General features: G+C 67.8%; 19 protein-coding genes and 1 riboswitch. Of the genes, 10 read left to right on the forward strand and 9 right to left on the reverse strand.

All coding sequences use genetic code 11. The annotated features are described in order from the left end of the window. Nucleotides 1–15 precede the first annotated feature (15 nt). The 4 genes from A5650_RS18885 to A5650_RS18900 all read left to right on the forward strand — a co-directional run bounded on the left by A5650_RS18885 (nucleotide 16) and on the right by A5650_RS18900 (nucleotide 3428). A complete protein-coding gene (locus tag A5650_RS18885) occupies nucleotides 16–873 on the forward strand; it encodes a bifunctional methylenetetrahydrofolate dehydrogenase/methenyltetrahydrofolate cyclohydrolase (protein WP_067294881.1) in 858 nt (285 codons plus the stop codon). Beyond that, nucleotides 870–1163, forward strand: coding sequence for a DUF3017 domain-containing protein (locus tag A5650_RS18890; protein ID WP_067294884.1), 294 nt, complete (start codon nucleotides 870–872; stop codon nucleotides 1161–1163). The genes A5650_RS18885 and A5650_RS18890 overlap by 4 nt, the downstream gene beginning before the upstream one ends. Before the next feature lie 64 nt (nucleotides 1164–1227). Then, on the forward strand, nucleotides 1228–1845 hold the full coding sequence (locus A5650_RS18895) for a TetR family transcriptional regulator (protein WP_067294887.1): 618 nt from the start codon (nucleotides 1228–1230) through the stop codon (nucleotides 1843–1845). Continuing rightward, entirely contained in the window at nucleotides 1842–3428 is a 1587-nt protein-coding gene (locus A5650_RS18900) for an FAD-dependent monooxygenase (protein ID WP_067294890.1), read from the forward strand. The genes A5650_RS18895 and A5650_RS18900 overlap by 4 nt, the downstream gene beginning before the upstream one ends. Here the strand turns inward: A5650_RS18900 and A5650_RS18905 are convergent. Genes A5650_RS18905 through A5650_RS18915 form a run of 3 tightly spaced genes read right to left on the reverse strand, consistent with a single transcriptional unit; the run spans nucleotide 3397 to nucleotide 6595 of the window. Beyond that, nucleotides 3397–4128 carry a class I SAM-dependent methyltransferase gene (locus A5650_RS18905; RefSeq protein WP_067294894.1) on the reverse strand — a complete coding sequence of 244 codons (732 nt, stop codon included), beginning with the start codon at nucleotides 4126–4128 and terminating at the stop codon, nucleotides 3397–3399. The two genes, A5650_RS18900 and A5650_RS18905, sit on opposite strands and share 32 nt — an antisense overlap. After that, complete coding sequence (metX, locus tag A5650_RS18910; RefSeq protein ID WP_067294897.1) at nucleotides 4125–5246, reverse strand: homoserine O-acetyltransferase MetX; 1122 nt, start codon at nucleotides 5244–5246, stop codon at nucleotides 4125–4127. Before metX ends, A5650_RS18905 begins: the two co-directional genes overlap by 4 nt. Further along, the gene (locus tag A5650_RS18915) at nucleotides 5246–6595 is read right to left on the reverse strand and encodes a bifunctional o-acetylhomoserine/o-acetylserine sulfhydrylase (RefSeq protein ID WP_067294901.1); all 1350 of its coding nucleotides are present in this window, start codon (nucleotides 6593–6595) and stop codon (nucleotides 5246–5248) included. Before A5650_RS18915 ends, metX begins: the two co-directional genes overlap by 1 nt. Before the next feature lie 102 nt (nucleotides 6596–6697). Further along, nucleotides 6698–6820, reverse strand: a riboswitch (SAM riboswitch). A 185-nt stretch (nucleotides 6821–7005) separates the two neighbouring features. Between A5650_RS18915 and A5650_RS18920 the strand changes: the two genes are divergently transcribed. Next, nucleotides 7006–9261 (forward strand): NADP-dependent isocitrate dehydrogenase, encoded by a 2256-nt coding sequence (locus A5650_RS18920; RefSeq protein ID WP_067294904.1) that lies wholly within the window; start codon nucleotides 7006–7008, stop codon nucleotides 9259–9261. On the opposite strand, the gene ephH is transcribed toward A5650_RS18920, so the two are convergent. Further along, nucleotides 9258–10049: an epoxide hydrolase EphH gene (gene ephH / locus A5650_RS18925; RefSeq protein ID WP_082950841.1), complete on the reverse strand. Its 792-nt coding sequence runs from the start codon at nucleotides 10047–10049 to the stop codon at nucleotides 9258–9260. The two genes, A5650_RS18920 and ephH, sit on opposite strands and share 4 nt — an antisense overlap. Nucleotides 10050–10168: 119 nt before the next feature. Here ephH and A5650_RS18930 point away from each other — a divergent pair, with 119 nt between their 5' ends. From A5650_RS18930 to yhjD, 3 genes are read left to right on the forward strand one after another with little or no spacing between them, the layout of a single operon-like run. Further along, nucleotides 10169–10984: an exodeoxyribonuclease III gene (locus tag A5650_RS18930; protein ID WP_067295437.1), complete on the forward strand. Its 816-nt coding sequence runs from the start codon at nucleotides 10169–10171 to the stop codon at nucleotides 10982–10984. Then, on the forward strand, nucleotides 10981–11997 hold the full coding sequence (gene trpS / locus A5650_RS18935) for a tryptophan--tRNA ligase (protein WP_067294907.1): 1017 nt from the start codon (nucleotides 10981–10983) through the stop codon (nucleotides 11995–11997). Before A5650_RS18930 ends, trpS begins: the two co-directional genes overlap by 4 nt. An 18-nt stretch (nucleotides 11998–12015) precedes the next feature. After that, entirely contained in the window at nucleotides 12016–13041 is a 1026-nt protein-coding gene (yhjD, locus tag A5650_RS18940; protein ID WP_067294911.1) for an inner membrane protein YhjD, read from the forward strand. Here the strand turns inward: yhjD and A5650_RS18945 are convergent. Beyond that, nucleotides 13038–13352, reverse strand: a complete 315-nt coding sequence (locus A5650_RS18945) for a DMT family transporter (protein ID WP_067294914.1) — start codon at nucleotides 13350–13352, stop codon at nucleotides 13038–13040. The genes yhjD and A5650_RS18945 overlap by 4 nt on opposite strands. Nucleotides 13353–13418: 66 nt before the next feature. Here A5650_RS18945 and A5650_RS18950 point away from each other — a divergent pair, with 66 nt between their 5' ends. Continuing rightward, the gene (locus A5650_RS18950) at nucleotides 13419–14333 is read left to right on the forward strand and encodes an NAD(P)H-dependent flavin oxidoreductase (RefSeq protein WP_197501923.1); all 915 of its coding nucleotides are present in this window, start codon (nucleotides 13419–13421) and stop codon (nucleotides 14331–14333) included. Here A5650_RS18950 and A5650_RS18955 read toward each other — a convergent pair. The 4 genes from A5650_RS18955 to A5650_RS18970 all read right to left on the reverse strand — a co-directional run bounded on the left by A5650_RS18955 (nucleotide 14330) and on the right by A5650_RS18970 (nucleotide 18569). Beyond that, nucleotides 14330–15550 carry a D-alanyl-D-alanine carboxypeptidase family protein gene (locus A5650_RS18955; RefSeq protein ID WP_067294921.1) on the reverse strand — a complete coding sequence of 407 codons (1221 nt, stop codon included), beginning with the start codon at nucleotides 15548–15550 and terminating at the stop codon, nucleotides 14330–14332. The two genes, A5650_RS18950 and A5650_RS18955, sit on opposite strands and share 4 nt — an antisense overlap. Before the next feature lie 81 nt (nucleotides 15551–15631). Next, nucleotides 15632–16648, reverse strand: coding sequence for an SMP-30/gluconolactonase/LRE family protein (locus tag A5650_RS18960; RefSeq protein WP_067294924.1), 1017 nt, complete (start codon nucleotides 16646–16648; stop codon nucleotides 15632–15634). A gap of 32 nt (nucleotides 16649–16680) precedes the next feature. Further along, a complete protein-coding gene (locus A5650_RS18965) occupies nucleotides 16681–18051 on the reverse strand; it encodes an aspartate aminotransferase family protein (protein ID WP_067294929.1) in 1371 nt (456 codons plus the stop codon). Beyond that, a complete protein-coding gene (locus A5650_RS18970; RefSeq protein ID WP_067294933.1) occupies nucleotides 18048–18569 on the reverse strand; it encodes an Lrp/AsnC family transcriptional regulator in 522 nt (173 codons plus the stop codon). The genes A5650_RS18965 and A5650_RS18970 overlap by 4 nt, the downstream gene beginning before the upstream one ends. Nucleotides 18570–18691: 122 nt before the next feature. Between A5650_RS18970 and A5650_RS18975 the strand changes: the two genes are divergently transcribed. Next, complete coding sequence (locus tag A5650_RS18975) at nucleotides 18692–20188, forward strand: gamma-aminobutyraldehyde dehydrogenase (RefSeq protein ID WP_067294936.1); 1497 nt, start codon at nucleotides 18692–18694, stop codon at nucleotides 20186–20188. The last annotated feature ends 6 nt before the right edge of the window (nucleotides 20189–20194 follow it).

The raw sequence follows: 20194 nt of genomic DNA on the forward strand, positions 1-20194 counted from the left end.
GCCAGACTGAGACCCGTGGGTGCGATCACACTGGACGGTAAGGCCACGCGCGACGAGATCTTCGTCGACCTCAAGGAGCGGGTCGCGGCGCTGACCGCGGCCGAACGCACGCCCGGACTGGGCACGGTGCTCGTCGGCGACGACCCCGGCTCCCACGCCTACGTACGCGGCAAGCACTCCGACTGTGCGAAGGTCGGAATCAACTCGATCCGCCGCGACCTGCCCGCCGACATCAGCCAGGCCACGCTCGACGAGACGATCGACGAGCTCAACGCCAACCCCGAGTGCACCGGTTACATCGTCCAGCTTCCGCTGCCCAAACACCTCAACGAGAACTCCGCCTTGGAGCGCATCGACCCGGGCAAGGACGCCGACGGCCTGCACCCGACCAACCTGGGTCGCCTGGTGCTCAACGAGCCGGCCCCGCTGCCGTGCACCCCGCGGGGGATCGTGCACCTGCTGCGCCGCTACGAGGTGGAGATCGCCGGCGCTCACGTCGTGGTCATCGGTCGCGGAGTAACCGTCGGACGCCCGCTCGGGCTGCTGTTGACCCGACGCTCCGAGAACGCGACGGTCACGTTGTGCCACACCGCAACTCGTCACCTGCCGGAGTTGGCCCGCGAGGCGGACATCATCATCGCCGCGGCGGGCATGCCGCACATGGTGACCGCCGAGATGGTTCGGCCCGGCGCGGCCGTCGTCGACGTCGGGGTCAGCCGCGACGAGAACGGCAAGCTTGTCGGTGATGTCCACCCTGACGTATGGGATGTCGCGGGCCATGTGTCACCCAATCCGGGCGGTGTGGGTCCGCTGACGCGCGCGTTCCTGCTGACGAATGTGGTCGAGCGCGCGGAGGTACTGGCCGCGACGTGACGCCAAAGGAGTTCGCGCGCAAGGTTTTCGCCGGCCAATGGCCGTTCTGGTCGGTCGGCCTGATCTTCGCCGCCGCGTTCGTCCTGGTGGTCGCGGGCTATTGGCGGCGGGGCGCGCTCGTGATGGCGATCGGGGTCGGCGTGGCGGCGGCGTTGCGGCTGCTGCTGAGCGATGACCGTGCCGGACTGCTCGCGGTGCGCAGTCGCGGCGTCGACTTCGTCACGACCGCGATCGTCAGCGCCACCATGCTCTACATCGCGTGGACCATCGACCCGTTGGGTACCAGCTGACTCACAGGAAATTGCCCGGCATGCAATCTTGCACAGTAGGCAAGTTTGTGGTTACCGTGTTCGTATGGCCGGACTCCGGGAGCGCAAGAAGCTCGACACGAGGCGCGCGCTGAGCGACGCCGCGCTCAAGCTCGCGTTGGAGCGTGGATTCGATGGTGTGACCCGCGAGGCGATCGCCGACCTCGCGGGCGTATCACTGCGCACCTTCAACAACTACTTCAGCGGGAAGTACGAGGCACTGGCCTACCGTCAGACCCAACGGCTGCGGCGCAGCATCGCCGTGCTGCGCGACCGGCCCGCCGACGAGCCGCTGTGGACGTCTATCACCGAGTCCGTGCTCGCACCGCTGGAAGAGGACATGAGCGACGTCGACGGCGCGGAGCGCCGGATACCCAGTCGTGAAGAGTTCGCCGAGATACGAAAACTTCTGATGCGACCCGAGATTCGCGACGCGGTTTCGAGGGAGTTGTTCGATGAGTGGATGGAGGTGGTCGCCGAGCGCACGGCAACCGATCCGCAGCGCGACATGTACCCGCGGCTCGTCGCGGCCGTCGTGCGCGCCGTCGGCGACGCGGCAACCGAGATCTACGTGCGTGCCGATCCGCCGGTGCCGATCACCACGCTGATCCGTGCGGGGTTCGCGGAAGTGGCCGCGGGACTACCGGATCCGAGCACGTCGTGACCGTCGATAGCGTCGTCATCAGCGGAGCCGGCCCCAACGGACTGCTGCTGGCGTGCGAGCTCGCGCTCGCGGGTGTGCGCCCCGTGGTGCTCGACCGGCTCCCGGGTCCGAGTGACGAGCCCAAGGCCAACGGCCTTGTGGGCCAGGCGATCCGGCAACTCGACATGCGTGGGCTCTACCACGCTTTCGGCGGTGACGAGGGACCCCCGCGCCCCGCAGGCGGCTGGCCATTCGCAGGGATGGCGCTGAACTTTCTCGACATCGAACCGAACCCGATGCATGCGTTGCTAATTCCGCAGCCGCGGCTGGTGCGGCTATTGGAGAAGCACGCACGCGGGCTCGGTGTCGACATCCGGTGGGGGCACGAGCTGGTCGACCTGGAACCGGGTACCGAGTCCGTTGCGGTGACGGTCGCGGGGGACGGGCGGCCCTACGAACTGCGCACGCGCTATCTGGTCGGCGCCGACGGCGGCCGCAGCTTCGTCCGCAAGCGTGCGGGGATCGGATTCCCCGGGCACACGTCGCCGATCGAGAGCCGCGTCGCCCATGTCGGACTGCCCGACGAGTTCCTCGTTCCCGGCCAGGGATACGACATTCCCGGCTTCGGCCGCCTGAGGTTCGGCTACAACCGCTTCGAACGCGGAAGCATCATCCTCTTCCCGCTCGAGCCCGACCGCCCGCTGCTGGGCACCATCGAATACGGCAGGGCCAGTCAAAGCGCCGACGACATGACGCTCGACGAGTTGCGCGCCAGCGTCCGCCGTCTCATCGGGGTGGACGTGCCGTTGGACACACCGAAATCGGCGGGCCCGCACGCCCTTCGGCGGCTCGAGAACATCAACTCGCGTCAGGCCGACCGCTACCGGGCCGGCCGGGTGCTGCTGCTCGGCGACGCGGCGCATGTCCATTCGCCGATGGGAGGGCCGGGCCTGAACCTGGGGTTGGCCGATGCGGTCAACCTCGGCTGGAAGCTGGCGGCCGTCGTAAGCGGCTGGCACGTCGACGATCTGCTCGACACCTACGAGTCCGAGCGTTATCCGGTCGGCGAACGGGTGATGATGCATTCGCAGGCTCAGCTCGCGCTCTCGGCGCCTGGACCCGACGTCGAAGCGCTGCGGACACTGTTCGGCGAGCTGTCCCAACAGCGCGGTGTCTCACAGCATCTCGCAGATCTGCTGGCCGGCTCGGACGTGCGCTACGAGGTCGGCGACGACCATCCGCTGTCAGGGCGGATGGCGCCGGAGCTGACGCTGACTGACGGCCGTCGCCTCGCCGAACTCCTGCACCGCGGCCATGCGGTGCTGCTGGACCTCGACGGCGGGGTTGCTGCGGCGGTCGGCGAGCCGTGGGTCAAGCGTGTCGACCCGATCACCGCATCGGCGCAGGAGCGGCCCGCTGCGGCCATGCTCGTCCGGCCCGACGGGTATGTCGCCTGGGCCGCTGAGCGATTCGACGACGCGGGGGCCGACGCTCTGCGGATCGCTCTCACGCGCTGGTTCGGTTACCCGCTGCCGAACGTGAGCCAGGGCTGGTCGCGGAACAGGCCGACGCTCAGGCCAGCGAAGCGCGGATGCACACCGTGACGTACGGCAGCGCGAGCCCCGTCGAGTTGGCCAGTGCCGGATGGGTCGCCAACAGCTCGCGCACCCGGTCCAGCGTCCTGGTGCGCACCTTCTCCGGTGACGTGATGCAGTAGCTGCGCGACGCGACCAGGTCGATGAGAGCTTGCGGGGTCAGGTAACTCGTCCACTCGACCTGATGGCGTTCGACACCGGTGAACGGTTCGGGCAGCGCCACGGTGTTGCTGAACGGGTCGTGCTCTTGGCCGATGATGCGGCCGAGGTCTTTCACCCAGCCCAGCCGCTCGTCGCGGGTGTTCCACACCAGACCGAGCCGGCCCCCGGGGCGCAACACGCGCGCCACCTCCTTGACCGCGCGATCGGGGTCGAACCAGTGCCATGCCTGGGCCACCAGCACGGTGTCCACGCTGTCGTCGGGCAGCGGGATCTCCTCGGCGGTGCCGAGCAGTGCGGGCGTCTCGGGCAGCGAACTGCTCAGCAGCTCAAGCATTTCCGGGATCGGGTCGACCGCCACGACGTCGAGACCGCGCTCGACAAGGCGAGTGGTCAGCTTGCCCGTGCCCGCGCCGAGGTCGAGCACCTTGGAGGCATCCGACGGCAACAGCCAGTCGATCGCCTCGGGCGGATACGACGGCCGACCGCGTTCGTATGCCGCGGCTTCCGCGCCGAACGACAGCGAGCGATCGTGCTCCGACCCGCTCACCGAGATGCCAGCTCCAGCGTTCGGCGGATCAGCTTGTACACCGCGTCCGTCTCCACCAGAAAGCCGTCATGCCCGTAGATCGAGTCCACGACATCCAAACCGGCACAGCCCGGCAGCAATTCGGCCAGCTCCTCCTGCAGCCGCAGGGGGTAGAGCCGATCCGAGGTGATGCCGCCGACCACCGCGGGCACCGGGCAGCCACGCAAGGCGGGCTCGACACCTCCGCGGCCGCGACCGACGTCGTGACCCGACAGCGCCTCGGTGAGCGCCACGTACGTGCCGGCGTCGAACCGCGACACCAGCTTTCGGCCCTGATGCTCCAGATAGCTCTGCACGGCGTAGCGGCCGCCGACGGCGGGGTCCTCACCGTCCTGCGGATCGTTGGCGAACCGGGTGTCGAGCTCTTCCTCGCCGCGATAGGTCAGATGCGCGAACCGGCGGGCGATCTCCATGCCGACGTCGGGGGAGAGCCGGGTGCCGTAGTAGTCGCCGTTCTGCCAGTTCGGGTCGGCTTTGATGGCGGCGACCTGCGAGCACTGGGTGCCGATCTGATCGGCGGTGGCTCGCGCGCCGACGGCCATCACCAGCCCCGACCGCACCCGGTCGGGATGGCCGACCATCCACTCCAGCGCCCGGGCGCCGCCCAGCGAGCCGCCCATGACCGCGGCGACCTGGGTGATGCCGAACGCTTCCAGCGCGGCGATGTCGGCGCGAACCTGGTCCCGCACGGAGACGACCGGGAAGCGGGAACCCCACGCCTTGCCGTCGGGATGCAGCGAGCTCGGGCCGGTGGAGCCGCGGCAGCCACCGAGCACATTGGTCGCCACGGCGCACCAGCGGTCGGTGTCGATCGGCCCGCCTGGCCCCGCAACACCGTCCCACCAGCCGGGGGTCGGGTGGTCGGGTCCTGCCGGACCGGTGATGTGCGAATCGCCGGTCAGTGCATGCAGCACGACGACGACGTTGTCGCGCGTTGGCGACAGCTCGCCCCAGCGCTGCACGGCGATCGACACATCGTCGATGACCGCGCCGTTCTCCAGCGTCAGCGGGCCGATGTCGACCACGCCGATTTCGCCTTCGACGGGCAGACTCAAGGTGGGTACCTCCGAAATCGTCATCAGAACGCCGCCGCGGTGTTCGGATCGGCCTTGGCCGCGGAGCTGAACGGCTTCGCCGCCGCGAAACCCTGCTGGAGGTCGGCCAGGATGTCGTCGATGCCCTCGATGCCGACCGCCAGGCGCACCAGCCCCGGCGTGACGCCGGCGGCCGACTGCTCCTCCGGCGACAGCTGGGCATGCGTAGTGGACGCCGGATGGATCACCAGCGAGCGGACGTCGCCGATGTTGGCGACGTGGCTGTGCAGGGTCAGCGCGTTGACGAAGGACTTGCCCGCGTCGACGCCGCCGGCCAGCTCGAACGCGAGCACAGCGCCGGTGCCCTTGGGCGCCAACTTCTTTCCGAGTTCGTACCAGGGGGACGACGGCAACCCGGCGTAGTTCACCGAGATCACGTCGTCGTGGCCCTCGAGGTACTCGGCCACCTTCTGGGCGTTGGCGACGTGGCGCTCGACGCGCAGGCTCAGTGTCTCCAGGCCCTGGGCGATCAGGAACGCGTTGAATGGCGACGCCGCCGAACCGAGGTCGCGCAGCAGCTGTACTCGCGCCTTGAGTGCGAACGCCGGCGGGCCCAGTTCGGCGAACACCACGCCGTGGTAGCTGGGATCGGGTTCGGTGAAGCCGGGGAACTTGCCGCTCGTCCAGTCGAACGTGCCGCCGTCGACGATGACGCCGGCGATCGCGGCGCCGTGCCCGCCCAGGTACTTGGTGGCCGAGTGCACGACGATGTCCGCACCGTGCTGCAACGGCTGGATCAGGTACGGGGTGGCGATGGTGTTGTCGACGATCAGCGGCACCCCGTTGCCATGGGCGACCGCGGCGACGTTGGGGATGTCGAGCACGTCGATCTTGGGGTTCGAGATCGTCTCGGCGAAGAACGCCTTCGTATTGGGCCGTACGGCCGCACGCCAGGAGTCGGGGTCGTCGGGATCCTCGACGAAGCTGACCTCGATGCCGATCTTCGGGAACGTGTAGTGGAACAGGTTGTACGTGCCGCCGTAGAGTCGCGGGCTGGACACGATGTGGTCGCCCGTGTTGGCCAGGTTCAGGATCGCGAAGTGTTCGGCGGCCTGACCGGAGGCCAGAAACAGCGCCGCGACGCCGCCCTCGAGCGCGGCTATGCGCTGCTCGACGACGTCCTGCGTCGGGTTCATGATCCGGGTGTAGATGTTGCCGGGCTCGGCCAGGCCGAACAGCGCCGCGGCGTGATCGGTGCTGTTGAACGTGTACGACGTGGTCTGGTAGATCGGCAGCGCCCGCGCGTTGGTCGCCGGGTCGGGCGTCTGGCCGGCATGGACCTGTTTGGTCTCGAACGCCCACCGAGCGGTGGGGTCAGTGTCATCGGTGCTCATCGAATCTCCTGTTGTGAGGGGCCGGGAAGGGGCATTTCACGCACTCAGCGGTAACTGCGCACGCCGGACCTCCGCTGTCATCTCTGGGGGCCCGTCACAACGGACCCGCGCTTGCCGGTAGCCGCTTGTCAGCGGGTACTCAACCTGGTCATCACCCGGGGCACCCCACCGCGGTTGGAGGGTTGCCGACCAGCAAGCCGGGGCTTGTCGCTGGCACTCATGACCGATGAGAAGCGTATCTCATATTGTTCACGGCGTGCCAGCGAGGTGATCTCGGCGAGGCGCGCCCGAAGCTACCGGTCAGTAGCAGATCACACACCCGAAAGCGGACCCCCTGGCTCACACACGGGGTCACCTCCGAGGGAATACTGGTAGTCGACTGACCGACTAGCGAGCCGGGAGAACCCCACATGACTGCCGAGCAGCCGACCATCATCTACACGCTGACCGACGAGGCGCCGCTGCTGGCGACCTACGCGTTCCTGCCGATCATTCGGACCTTCACCGAACCGGCGGGCATCAACGTCGAGACCAGTGACATCTCGGTGGCGGCACGCATCCTCGCGGAGTTCTCCGACCGCCTGTCCGAAGAGCAGCGCGTGCCCGACAACCTGGCCAAGCTGGGGGAGCTCACCGAGAAGCCCGACACCAACATCATCAAGCTGCCGAACATCAGCGCGTCAGTGCCGCAGCTGCTGGCCGCCATCAAGGAGCTCAAGGCCAAGGGCTACGACCTGCCGGACTATCCGGGCGAGCCCAAGAACGACGAGGAGAAAGAGATCAAGGAGCGCTACGCCAAGGTGCTCGGCAGCGCGGTCAACCCGATTCTGCGGCAGGGTAATTCGGATCGGCGCGCCCCCAAGGCGGTCAAAGAGTACGCACGCAAGCACCCGCACAGCATGGGCGAGTGGTCGATGGCGTCGCGCACCCACGTGGCGACCATGAAGAAGGGCGACTTCTACCACGGCGAGAAGTCGATGACGCTCGACAAGGACCGCAAGGTCAAGATGGTGCTCGAAACTAAGAGCGGCGAAACCCTCGTGCTCAAGCCCGAGGTCAAGCTCGACAGCGGCGACGTGATCGACAGCATGTTCATGAGCAAAAAGGCGCTGTGCGAGTTCTTCGAAGAACAGATCGAGGACGCCTACAAGACCGGCGTGATGTTCTCGCTGCACGTCAAGGCGACGATGATGAAGGTGTCGCACCCGATCGTGTTCGGCCACGCGGTGAAGGTCTTCTACAAGGACGCGTTCGCCAAGCACCAGAAGGTGCTCGACGAGCTCGGCGTGAACGTCAACAACGGGATGTCCGACCTGTACGACAAGATCCAGGCGCTGCCCGCCTCACAGCGTGAGGAGATCGTCCAGGACATCCACGCCGTGCACGAGCACCGGCCGGAGCTGGCGATGGTGGATTCGGCCCGCGGCATCACCAACTTCCACTCGCCGAGCGACGTGATCGTCGACGCCTCGATGCCGGCGATGATCCGGCTCGGCGGCAAGATGTACGGCGCCGACGGGCGGACCAAAGACACCAAGGCGGTGAACCCCGAGTCGACGTTCAGCCGGATCTATCAGGAGATGGTCAACTTCTGTAAGACCCACGGCCAGTTCGATCCGACGACCATCGGCACCGTTCCGAACGTCGGGCTCATGGCGCAGAAGGCCGAGGAGTACGGCAGCCACGACAAGACCTTCGAGATCCCCGAGGACGGCGTCGCCAACATCGTCGACGTCGACACCGGCGAGGTGCTCCTGACCCAAAACGTCGAGACCGGCGACATCTGGCGTATGCCGGTGGTCAAGGACGCCGCGATCCGGGACTGGGTCAAGCTAGCCGTGACAAGGGCGCGTGCTTCGGGCATGACCGCGCTGTTCTGGCTCGACACCGAGCGGCCGCACGAGGTGGAGCTGCGCAAGAAGGTCAAGGAGTACCTCAAAGAGCACGACACCGAGGGCCTGCACATCCAGATCATGCCGCAGGTGTGGGCCATGCGATACACGCTGGAACGGTTGATTCGCGGCCAGGACACCATCGCGGTGACCGGAAACATCCTGCGCGACTACCTGACTGACCTGTTCCCGATCCTGGAGCTGGGCACCAGCGCGAAGATGCTGTCGATCGTGCCGCTGATGGCCGGTGGCGGCATGTACGAGACCGGTGCGGGCGGCTCGGCGCCGAAGCACGTTCACCAGCTCGTCGAGGAGAACCACCTGCGCTGGGATTCGCTGGGCGAATTCCTCGCTCTCGGAGCGTGTTTCGAAGACATCGGGCGCAAGACCGGCAATGAGCGCGCCGTCCTGCTGGGCAAGACGCTGGACTCGGCGATAGGAAAGTTGTTGGACAACAACAAGAGTCCGTCGCGCAAGACCGGCGAGCTGGACAACAGGGGCAGCCAGTTCTACCTCGCGATGTACTGGGCGCAGCAGCTCGCGGAGCAGACCGACGACAAAGAGCTGGCCGACCACTTCGCCGACCTGGCCAAGTCGCTTGCCGAGAACGAGGACGCGATCGTGTCCGAACTGGCCGAGGTGCAAGGCGATTCGGTCGACATCGGCGGGTACTACTACCCGGACTCCGAGAAGACCACCGCGGTGATGCGGCCGAGCAAGACCTTGAACTCGGTGCTGGAGGGTGCGACGGCGGAACCCGTCACGAAACTTTAGCCGCCGAGCGCCTCGCGCGGCGGTTCTACATGGCGGTCGACGAACTCGAGGATCAGGTCCGCCACGCGCTGCGGCGCCTCGAACATCGGGATGTGGCCGACGTCTTCGAGATGCGTGATCTGCGGGCTCGACTGCAGGTGTGCGGTGAAATGGCGGGTGAACCGGGGATGCGGCAGTACGCGGTCCTTCTCGCAGATCACCAAGTGCGTGGGGCAGTCGCTCTCGGCCAGCTCCATCAGGCCGGGCGTCAGCAGCGACTTCACCAGCAGCTGGTAGTAGGCCGGACAGTGCGTGACGTCGTCGATGATGTCGATGAGGTCGTCGTCGGACAGGCGGTCCGGCGTGGCGCTGATCGGGAAGTGCGCCAGGTAGCGCGTGAACGGGAACTTCAGCACCCGCTGTCCGAACGCGAGCGTGAACAGCCATACCGGGAAGCCGGCGACGAACTTGCCGACGATCTCGAACTTGGCGGGCGTGAACTTGCTCCAGCCGCCCGCGGGCGCGATCCCGGTCAGCGTGCGGGCCCGGCCCCGGCGCTCCAGCTCGAAGGCGACCCAGCCGCCAAGCGAGTTGCCCACGACGTGCGCGGTGTCCCAGCCGAGCGCGTCGAGTCGACGTTCGACATCGTCGGCGAGCTCTTTCGTATCCAGGAAGCGGTGCCCCTTCACGCCGCCGTTGTGCCCGGGCAGCGTGGGTGCGAACACCTCGTAGCGGCCGGTGTCGGCAATCAACGGGACGACCTTCTTCCACACGTTCTGCGACATCATGAACGGGTGTAGCAACAGCATGGGTTCGCCGGAGCCGACGTGGAGCGGGTCGCGCGGCAAGTTTCTAGCCATCAGCCCGACACTAAGGTGATACCGCCGGTACCGCAAGTACGTCGGTATGGTCTGCCGCTGTGACCTCGCTGATCGTCAGCACCATCAACGTCAACGGCATCCGCGCCGCGGTCAAAGAGCGCTCGCTACAGAATCGCGGCCTGCTGCCCTGGCTGGCGTCGACCACCGCCGACGTGGTCTGCCTGCAGGAGACCCGCGCCGACGACGCCCAGCTGGCCGCCGCGCTGGCGCCTGTACTGGACGACGGCTGGCATCTCGCGTCGGCCGAACCGCACATCAAGGGCCGCAGCGGCGTCGCCGTGCTCTCGCGTCACCCGATCGGCGCCTCCCGCCTGCTCGATTCCGACGAGTTCGGCGCGCACGGCCGCTACCTGGAGGTCGACACCGCGGGGACGACGGTGGCGAGTGTCTACGTTCAGACCGGTGAGGCCGAGACCGACCGTCAGCTCGAGAAGGAACGGTTCATGGCCGAGCTCGCCGCGCGAATGGCGACGTTGACCGACTCGGACGCCGTCGTCTGCGGCGACTGGAACATCGCTCACACCGAGAACGACATCAAGAACTGGAAGGGAAACCTCAAGAAGTCCGGTTTTCTGCCCAGCGAGCGTCAATGGCTCACCGAACTGCTGGCCTCGGGCTGGGTCGACGTGGTTCGCGAGCTCCACCCCGACCAGCCGGGCCCGTACGCGTGGTGGTCGTGGCGGGGCCGCGCCTTCGACAACGACGCCGGCTGGCGGGTCGACTATCAGCTGGCCACGAAGGCCCTGGCGACGCGGGCGGTCGCGGCCCGGGTGGAGCGCGCCGAGGCGTATGCGCTGCGCTGGTCGGACCACGCGCCGGTGACGGTCGAATACGGGCCGCGTGAAATGATCGGTCGATCATGAGCAGTTCGTCGAAACCCGTCGTCTTCTCCGGTGTCCAACCCACCTCCGATTCGCTGCACCTGGGCAACGCGCTGGGCGCGATCCAACAGTGGGTCGGCCTTCAGGACGACCACGACGCGTTCTTCTGCGTGGTCGACCTGCATGCGATCACCATCCCGCAGGATCCCGAGCGGCTGAGGCGCCGCACCCTGGTCACCGCCGCGCAGTACCTGGCGCTGGGCATCGATCCGAACCGCAGCACGATCTTCGTGCAGAGCCACGTTCCGGCGCACGCCGAATTGGCTTGGGTGCTGGGCTGTTTCACCGGGTTCGGGCAGGCGTCGCGGATGACGCAGTTCAAGGACAAGTCCCAGAAGGAGGGCAGCGAGGCGACCACGGTCGGGCTGTTCACCTATCCGGTGCTGATGGCCGCCGACGTGCTTCTCTACGACACCGATCTCGTGCCGGTCGGCGAGGACCAGCGCCAGCACCTCGAGTTGGCACGCGATGTGGCGCAACGGGTCAACTCCCGTTTCCCGGACACCTTCGTCATTCCCGAGCCGATGATTCCGAAGGCGACGGCGAAGATCTACGACCTGCAGGATCCGACGTCGAAGATGAGCAAGTCGGCGGGGACCGAGGCCGGCCTGATCGGCCTGCTCGACGATCCGAAGGCCTCGGCCAAGAAGATCCGCTCCGCGGTCACCGACAGCGAGCGCGAGGTGCGGTTCGACCCGGACGCCAAACCGGGGGTGTCGAACCTGCTCACCATCCAGTCGGCGGTCACCGGCACCGACATCGACAAGCTTGTCGAGGGGTACGCCGGACGCGGCTACGGCGACCTCAAATCCGACACCGCGGAGGGAGTCGTTGAGTTCGTCACCCCGATCAAGACCCGCGTCGACGAACTGCTCGACGACCCCGCGGAACTGGAATCGGTACTGGCGACGGGCGCCGAACGGGCGCGCGACGTGTCTGCGGCGACGCTGCGGCGGGTATACGACCGGTTGGGGTTCCTGCGCCCGGGCGGCTGAGGTTTTCGGGAGGTTGGCGTGACACAACCCGCCGAGCCGGAAGGATTCGTCGGGCGGCTGCGGTCGCGATACGAATGGTTCGACCACGTCATGCGGGCGCATCAGCGCTACAACGACAGCAAGGGCGACTTCTACGCCGCCGGCATCACGTACTTCACGGTCTTCGCGATGTTCCCGTTGCTCATGGTCGGATTCGCCGTCGCCGGCTTCATCCTGGCCAGCCAACCGGAACTGCTCGCCGACGTTCAGGACAAGATCCGGGCGTCGGTCTCCGGAGACATCGCTACCCAGCTGGTCGAGCTCATGGACTCCGCGATCGAGTCGCGCACCTCGGTCGGCATCATCGGGCTGGCGACCGCGGCGTGGGCGGGGCTCGGGTGGATGGCGAACCTGCGCGAGGCGCTGAGCCAGATGTGGGGCCTGATGCGGCGCGACACACCCGGGTTCGTGCGCACCAAGCTGTCGGACCTGACCGCCATCGTCGGCATGTTCGTAGCGATCGCCGGCACCATCGCGTTGACCGTGGTGAGTAGCTCGGGACTGGCCCGTAAGGCCGTCGAATGGATTGGGCTGGAGGGTGTTCCGGGCATGAGCATCCTGCTGCGACTGGTGTCGCTCGTGGTGTCGGTGTTGATCAGCTGGTTGCTGTTCACCTGGATCATCGCGCGGCTGCCCCGCGAATCCATCAGCTTCCGATCCGCGTTGCGCGCGGGGCTGCTCACGGCGGTGGCGTTCGAGGTCTTCAAACAGGTGGCGTCGATCTACCTGCGTTCGGTGGTGACGGGTCCGGCTGGGGCGACGTTCGGTCCGGTGCTCGGCCTGATGGTGTTCGCCTACATCACTGCGCGGCTGATCCTGTTCGCGACGGCGTGGGCGGCCACGTCGATCGAGAACATGGAGGCCGCACCCGTCTTCCCGCCCGACGCCGCGCAGATTACGCCGCGGGTGCAGGTGCAGGAGGGTGTCGGAGTGGGCGGGGTGCTGGCCGCCGCGGCGGCGGGGGCGCTTGGCGCGCTGGGCGTTTCGCGGCTCCGCCGCCGTTAGCTGACCAGCTTGAGCCCGACGACGCAACCGATGATCCCCGCGATCAGGAGCGCCTTGACGGACGACGCGCTCTCCGCCCCGGTGAACATCGCGTAACCGACGGTCAGCGAGGCGCCGATGCCGACCCACACCGCATAGCTGGTGCCCGGCGGCAGGCTGCGCATCGCGATGCCCAAGCCGGCCATCGAGAGCACCAGCGCCACCAGGAACACCATCGACGGGCCCAGCTTCGTGAACCCCTCGGTCCTGCCGAGCGCGGAAGCCCATACCGCTTCGAGAACGCCGGACACCACCAGAATCAGCCACGCCATCCGGCCCACCGTACCCAAGGCGTAACGTGCCGCTGCGTGCCTCTTTTGACGCCCTGGTCGCAGCGGATGGGTCTGTCCGCGCCGATCGTCAACGCCCCCATGGGCGGCACCGCAGGTGGTGCACTGGCCGCCGCGGTCTCACGGGCCGGTGGCCTCGGCATGATCGGGATGGGTAGCTCGGCGACCGCCGCGGCGCTCACCGCCGAACTGCCGCACGTGGGCGGGTTGAACGTCGGTATCGGTCTCGTGCACTGGGTGGCGGCGGCGCAGCCCGAACTGCTCGACGTTGCGCTCGCCGCCAAACCTGCTCTGCTGGCCGTCAGTTTCGGCGACGAGTGGTCCTGGATCCGCCGCGCCCACGACGCCGGGGTGCCGGTCGCCGTGCAGGTGGCCGACGTCACCGGCGCGCGGCGGGCGGCCGACGCCGGCGCGGACGTGGTCGTCGCGCGGGGGGCCGAGGGCGGCGGACACGGCGAGGTGCGCGTCGGCACCCTTCCGTTGCTTGCGGAGGTGCTCGACGCCGTGACGGTGCCCGTGCTCGCCGCCGGAGGCATCGCGTCGGGCCGCGGGCTGGCCGCGGTGCTGGCCGCCGGGGCGTCGGGCGCCTGGCTCGGCACCGCGTTCACCACCTGCCTCGAAGCGGCGACCTCCGCCGCGGCGAAAAACCTGCTGCTGGGTGCGGCGGGGGAGCAGACCGTCACCACGCGGGTCTTCGACGTCGCCCTCGAATACCCTTGGCCGGCAACAATTCCCGAGCGTGTGGTGCGTAACGAATTCGTGGACCGCTTCGACGGTCACGAGAACCTTGTGGACGCCGACGCCCGGGCCACGCTCGAAGCGGCCGCGGCCGCGGAGGATTATCGGGTCGCGCCCGTCAACGCGGGGCAGGGCGTCGGCATGGTCCGCGAATCACGTTCCGCCGCAGAGGTGATCGAACGGCTTTGCGTCGACGCCGAGCGGCTGTTGCGGCACTGGGCCTAAAGCTGGGGCCGGCGGTTCAGGGACCGCGCGCCCATGATCAACGAGAACACGATCACGCTGCCGACGACCGCGACGCCGACCCGCACCGGCATCGCGTCGATGTCCGACATCATCGGCGAGGCGTTGACCGCGGGGTTGGCGGCGGCATCCACCTTGGTCCCGAGCAGCGAGGGGTCGGGCTCGATCAGCGTGCCGACGCTGGTGCCCGGCGCCGTGGCGAACCCGTAGTCGAGCAGGTGAGCCGCCTGCTCCCACGGGGCGATCGGCTGGCGGGTGCCCTTCATCAGCACGGCGACGAGCCGGCGGCCACCGTGATCGGCCGCGCCGACGAACGTCTGGCCCGCGTCGTCTGTGTAGCCGGTTTTACCGCCCATCGCCCCGGGGTAGTTGAGCAGCAACTTGTTGTCGTTCTCGATCGGGTAGCCGGCGTCGCCGCGGCCGGGGAAGTCGAACTCCCGGGTCGAGACGACGTCGGCGAAGATCGGGTTGCGCCAGGCGTACCGGTAGAACAGCGCCATGTCGTAGGCCGAGGTGCTCATGCCCGGTCCGTCGAGCCCCGACGGTGTTGCAACCCTGGTGTCGAGCCCGCCCAACTTGCGGGCCAAGTCGTTGAGCTTGTGAAGGGTCGCGTCCCAACCGCCGAGCTGGCGGGCAAGCGCGAACGCGGCGTCGTTGCCGGAGTACATCAGCAGGCCGTGCAGCAGGTCGTTGATCGAGTAGTGGCCGCCTTCGCCGACCCCGACCTTGGTGCCCTCCTGTGCGGCGTCCTCGGCGGTTCCTGCGACGACCTTGTGGATGGGCAGGTCCTTGATGGCCTGCATGGCGACCAGCACCTTGATGATGCTGGCGGGCCGGTGCCTGCCGTGCGGATCCTTGGCGGCGATGACGTCACCGGAGTCGAGGTCGGCGACCACCCAGGCCTCGGCCGAGACGTCGTTGGGCAGTGGCGGGGTGCCCGGCGCGGTGATGACGCCGCAGCCGGACAGCTTGTCGCCGCCCATCGGCGTGGCGGGCACCGGTAACGGTGCCGGTGGTGCGTCGCCGGGTTTGGGCACCTCGGACGCATCGACCGCCGGGGGCGTCGACTCTCGGTACGGACACGTACTCGCCTCCGGCGCCGTGGGCGGCTGAGCGCTCGCCACAGCCGGACCCCCGACCACGAACAGGGCCGCGGCCAGCGCGGCGGCGCGGTGCAGCGGTTTACGAAACTTCGCCATTGTGACCGCACATTAAGCCGCGAAGGGGCCGAAGCCGCGTAGGCGCGCTGTGACTGATGTTACTTGAGTTTCATTTGTGACTTAGCGCAGCGACAGGGACGCGAGGTCGGCATGCGCGACGGCGGGAAATCCGATGCTGCCCATCCAGAGTCGGCCGTCGGCCTCCACCAGGCCGGTCACCATGCCGAACTGCGGGTGCTCGCAGCGGATACCCGCGACCACATCGCCGGTCTCCGGGTCGAACGCCACCGCCCACACTTCCGGTTTGATCTGGGGCTGCAGTTTGTCGGGAAGCCTCCACAGCAGCTTGCGCAGCGCGGGCCAGCGCGGTGCGAGCCATTCGGCGGCGGCGTTGAGCGGCGAGACCATCGCGCACCAGATGCGGCCGTCCGCACCGGTCGACAGGTTGTCCGGATGGCCGGGCAGGTTCTCGCGCAGCGGGGTCACCGACCCGGCGCGCTCGCCCGTCAGCCAGAACTTCGACAGCCGCCGCCCCATCGTCTCGGCGAACACCAACGCCGACCCGTCGGCCGTCGGTGTCACGCCATTGGCGAAGTACAAACCCGCGGCCGCGGTCAGCACGGTGCCGTCCGCGTCGCGGCGGAACAGGCTGCCGCGCGGCCGCGCCTCCATCACCGCGCCCTTGAAGTGGGCGTAGTCGAACGCGCTCGTCGACTCGGTGAAATAGATTGTGCCGTCCGGTGATTGGGTGACGTTCGAGCAGAACATCAGCCGCCGGTCGTCGACCTCCGCCACGAGCGTCTGGACCGTGCGGTCGATGGGGTTCAGCGACATCAGGCCGCCGGGGCTGGTACATACCAGGATCCGACCGTCGTGTGCGACGTGCATGCCCAGCGGGCGGCCCTCGGTGGTGGCGACGACGTCCGCGGCGCCGCCGGGGGCGATGCGCACGATGCGGCCGTCGTCGACGCCCGCCCATATCGCGCCCTCGGCGTCGACGACGACGTCCTCGGGCGCGTGGCCGGGCACGGGTACGACGGTCAGCTCCGCCGACGGCAGATCCGGTAGTGGGTCGACCGGCGGCGGTTGCCAGCGGACGGGGTCGATCGGCGGCTTGTGGGATCCGGGCGCGCTCACAGCGCCGACGCTACGCTTCGGCAGCGCCGCGCTCAGAGCAGTCGGCCCGCCTCGGACAGCACATCGCGCATGATCTGGTAGATCGCATCGAACTCCTTTTGGCCGCTGATCAGCGGCGGAGCCAGCTGAACCACCGGGTCGCCGCGGTCGTCGGCCCGACAGTACAGGCCGGCCTCGAACAACGCGGGCGTCAGGAAGCCGCGCAGCAGCCGCTCTGATTCCTCGTCGTTGAACGTCTCCTTGGTGTCCTTGTCCTTGACCAACTCGATGCCGTAGAAGTAGCCCTCCCCGCGGATGTCGCCGACGATCGGCAGGTCGTACAGCCGCTCGAGGGTGGCCCGGAAGTTCGGGGCGTTCTCCTTGACGTGGTCGTTGAGGCCCTCGCGCTCGAAGATATCGAGGTTGGCCAGCGCCACCGCCGATGACACCGGATGCCCGCCGAAGGTGTAACCGTGCGCGAACGTGGTCTTGCCGTCGTTGAACGGTTCGAACAATCGGTCGCTGGCGATCATTGCGCCGATCGGCGAGTAGCCGGACGTCAAACCCTTGGCGCAGGTGATGATGTCGGGCACGTAGCCGAAGTCGTCACAGGCGAACATCGACCCGATCCGCCCGTACGCGCAAATGACCTCGTCGGACACCAGCAGCACGTCGTACTCGTCGCAGATTTCTCGCACCCGCTCGAAATAGCCTGGGGGAGGGGGAAAGCAGCCGCCCGCGTTCTGCACCGGTTCGAGGAAGACCGCGGCGACGGTGTCGGGCCCCTCGAACTCGATGGCTTCGGCGATACGGTCGGCGCAGTACTGACCGAACGCCTTCTCGTCGTTCTGGTACGGCGCAGGCGCGCGATAGAAGTTGGTGTTGGGCACGCGGAAGCCGCCAGGCGTCAGCGGTTCGAAAGGCGCCTTGAACACCGGCAGGCCGGTGATGGCCAGCGCGCCCTGCGGAGTGCCGTGGTACGCGATCGAACGCGAAACCACCTTGTGTTTACCGGGTTTGCCGGTGAGCTTGAAGTAGTTCTTGGCCAGCTTCCACGCCGACTCGACGGCCTCACCGCCGCCGGTGGTGAAGAACACCCGGTTCAGGTCGCCGGGCGCGTAGCCGGCGACGCGTTCGGCGAGTTCGATCGCCGTGGGCGTGGCGTAGGACCACAGCGGGAAGAACGCCAACTGCTCGGCCTGTTTGGCCGCGGCTTCGGCCAACTCCTGGCGGCCGTGGCCCACCTGGACGACGAAGAGCCCGGACAGGCCGTCGATGTAGCTCTTTCCGTGGCTGTCCCAGATCGTGACGCCCTCGCCCCGGGTGATGATGGGCGGTGTGATGCCCGCACCGTGGCGGGCGAAGTGGCCCCACAGGTGGCGGTTGGCTTTGGCTCCGAGCTCGGACGAAAGGGTTGTAGTCATCTAGTGCCCCAATTGTATTGCTGTTTAACAAGTTTCAAGTAGACAAGTGTTTCGGTGGATATCACTCCCGGCAGGGCGCGGATCTGGGTGTTGAGAAGGTCGAGGAGGTCGTCGTCGTCCTCACAGACCACCTCGACGATGGCGTCGAAGGACCCGGCGGTGAGCACGACGTAGTCGACGGATTCGATGGCCGCCAGTTTCTCGGCCACCTTGGTGGTGTCACCGGTGCAGCGGATGCCGATCATCGCCTGCCGGGCGAAGCCCAACTGCATCGGATCGGTGACGGCAACGATCTGCATGACGCCGGCGTCGACCATGCGCTGCACACGCTGGCGGACGGCGGCCTCGGACAGGCCGACGGACTTGCCGATGCCCGCATACGAGCGGCGGCCGTCCTGCTGCAGCTTCTCGATGATCTGCTTACTGAGGTCATCGAGCTGGAATGCGGCACCCGGACGGGACTGGTTGAGCCGGAACGAGACGGGGCCGAGACTGTGCGTTGCACCCGGAGAAGGCATGCCAGTGATTGTGCACGGAATCCGTCGTAGCGGGCAACCACAGCCATGAAATCACTCGTTTGACGGCCCTGCCGCTATGGGATTGCGTAGCTCGACGGCGGGGCGTCCGTTAGCGTAAAGCCATGACTGCGTCTTCCGTTTCCACCAGTGTGGCGGGCAGCTGGATCGACGGCGCCGCGGTGACGACGGGTGGCCCCGCCCACCAGGTCGTCGACCCCGCCACCGGCGAGGCCGTCGCCGAATACACGCTGGCCACCCCCGCCGATGTCGACAGCGCGGTGACCTCGGCGCGTGCGGCGCTGTCCGACTGGGCGACCGCTACCCCCGCCGAGCGCTCGGCGGTCCTGTTCAAGCTGGCCCGGCTGACCGGTGAGCGCGCCGACGAGCTGGTCGCCGAGGAGGTCAGCCAGACCGGTAAGCCGGTGCGGCTGGCCGCCGAGTTCGACGTGCCCGGCAGCGTCGACAACATCGACTTCTTCGCGGGCGCGGCCCGCCACCTGGAAGGCAAGGCGAGCGCCGAGTACTCCGGGGACCACACCTCGAGCATCCGGCGCGAGGCGGTCGGCGTGGTCGCGACCATCACGCCGTGGAATTATCCGCTGCAGATGGCGGTGTGGAAGGTGTTGCCCGCGTTGGCCGCCGGATGTTCGGTGGTGATCAAACCCTGCGAGCTGACGCCGTTGACCACCCTGACTCTCGCGCGCCTCGCCAAGGAGGCGGACCTGCCCGACGGCGTGCTCAACGTCGTCACAGGAGTGGGCTCCGACGTCGGTACGGCGCTGGCCGGCCATCGCGACGTCGACGTCGTGACGTTCACCGGTTCGACGCCGGTAGGTCGCAGGGTGATGGCCGCCGCGTCCGTGCACGGCCACCGGGTGCAGCTCGAGCTGGGCGGCAAGGCGCCGTTCGTGGTGTTCGACGACGCCGATCTCGACGCCGCCGTCCAGGGTGCGGCGGCCGCCGCGCTGATCAACACCGGCCAGGACTGCACGGCCGCCACCAGGGCAATCGTGTCGCGCGAGCTCTACGACGACTTCGTCGCGGGCGTGGCCGAGCTGTTCTTAAAGGTCGTCGTCGGCGACCCGCAGGATCCCAACACTGACCTGGGCCCGCTGATCTCTGCGGCGCACCGCGCCAAGGTGGCGGGCATGGTCGAGCGGGCCCCCGGCCAGGGCGGGCGGATCGTCTGCGGCGGGTCGGCACCGGACCGGCCCGGTTCGTTCTACCTGCCGACGGTGATCGCCGACGTCGACGAGCAGTCCGAGGTGTACCGCGACGAGATCTTCGGTCCGGTGCTGACGGTGCGCTCGTTCACCGACGACGACGATGCACTGCGACAGGCCAACGACACCGACTACGGGCTGGCCGCCTCGGCGTGGACGCGCGACGTATACCGCGCGCAGCGGGTGTCGCGGGAGATCAAGGCCGGTTGCGTGTGGATCAACGACCACATCCCGATCATCAGCGAGATGCCGCACGGCGGTGTGGGTGCCTCCGGCTTCGGCAAGGACATGAGCGACTATTCGCTCGAGGAGTACCTCACGGTCAAGCACGTGATGAGCGATATCACCGGGGTAGCCGAAAAGGAATGGCATCGAACGGTATTCGCCAAGCGCTAGAGGAGT

It is taken from the genome of Mycobacterium sp. 1164985.4 (genome assembly GCF_001668575.1).
GTDB lineage: Bacteria > Actinomycetota > Actinomycetes > Mycobacteriales > Mycobacteriaceae > Mycobacterium.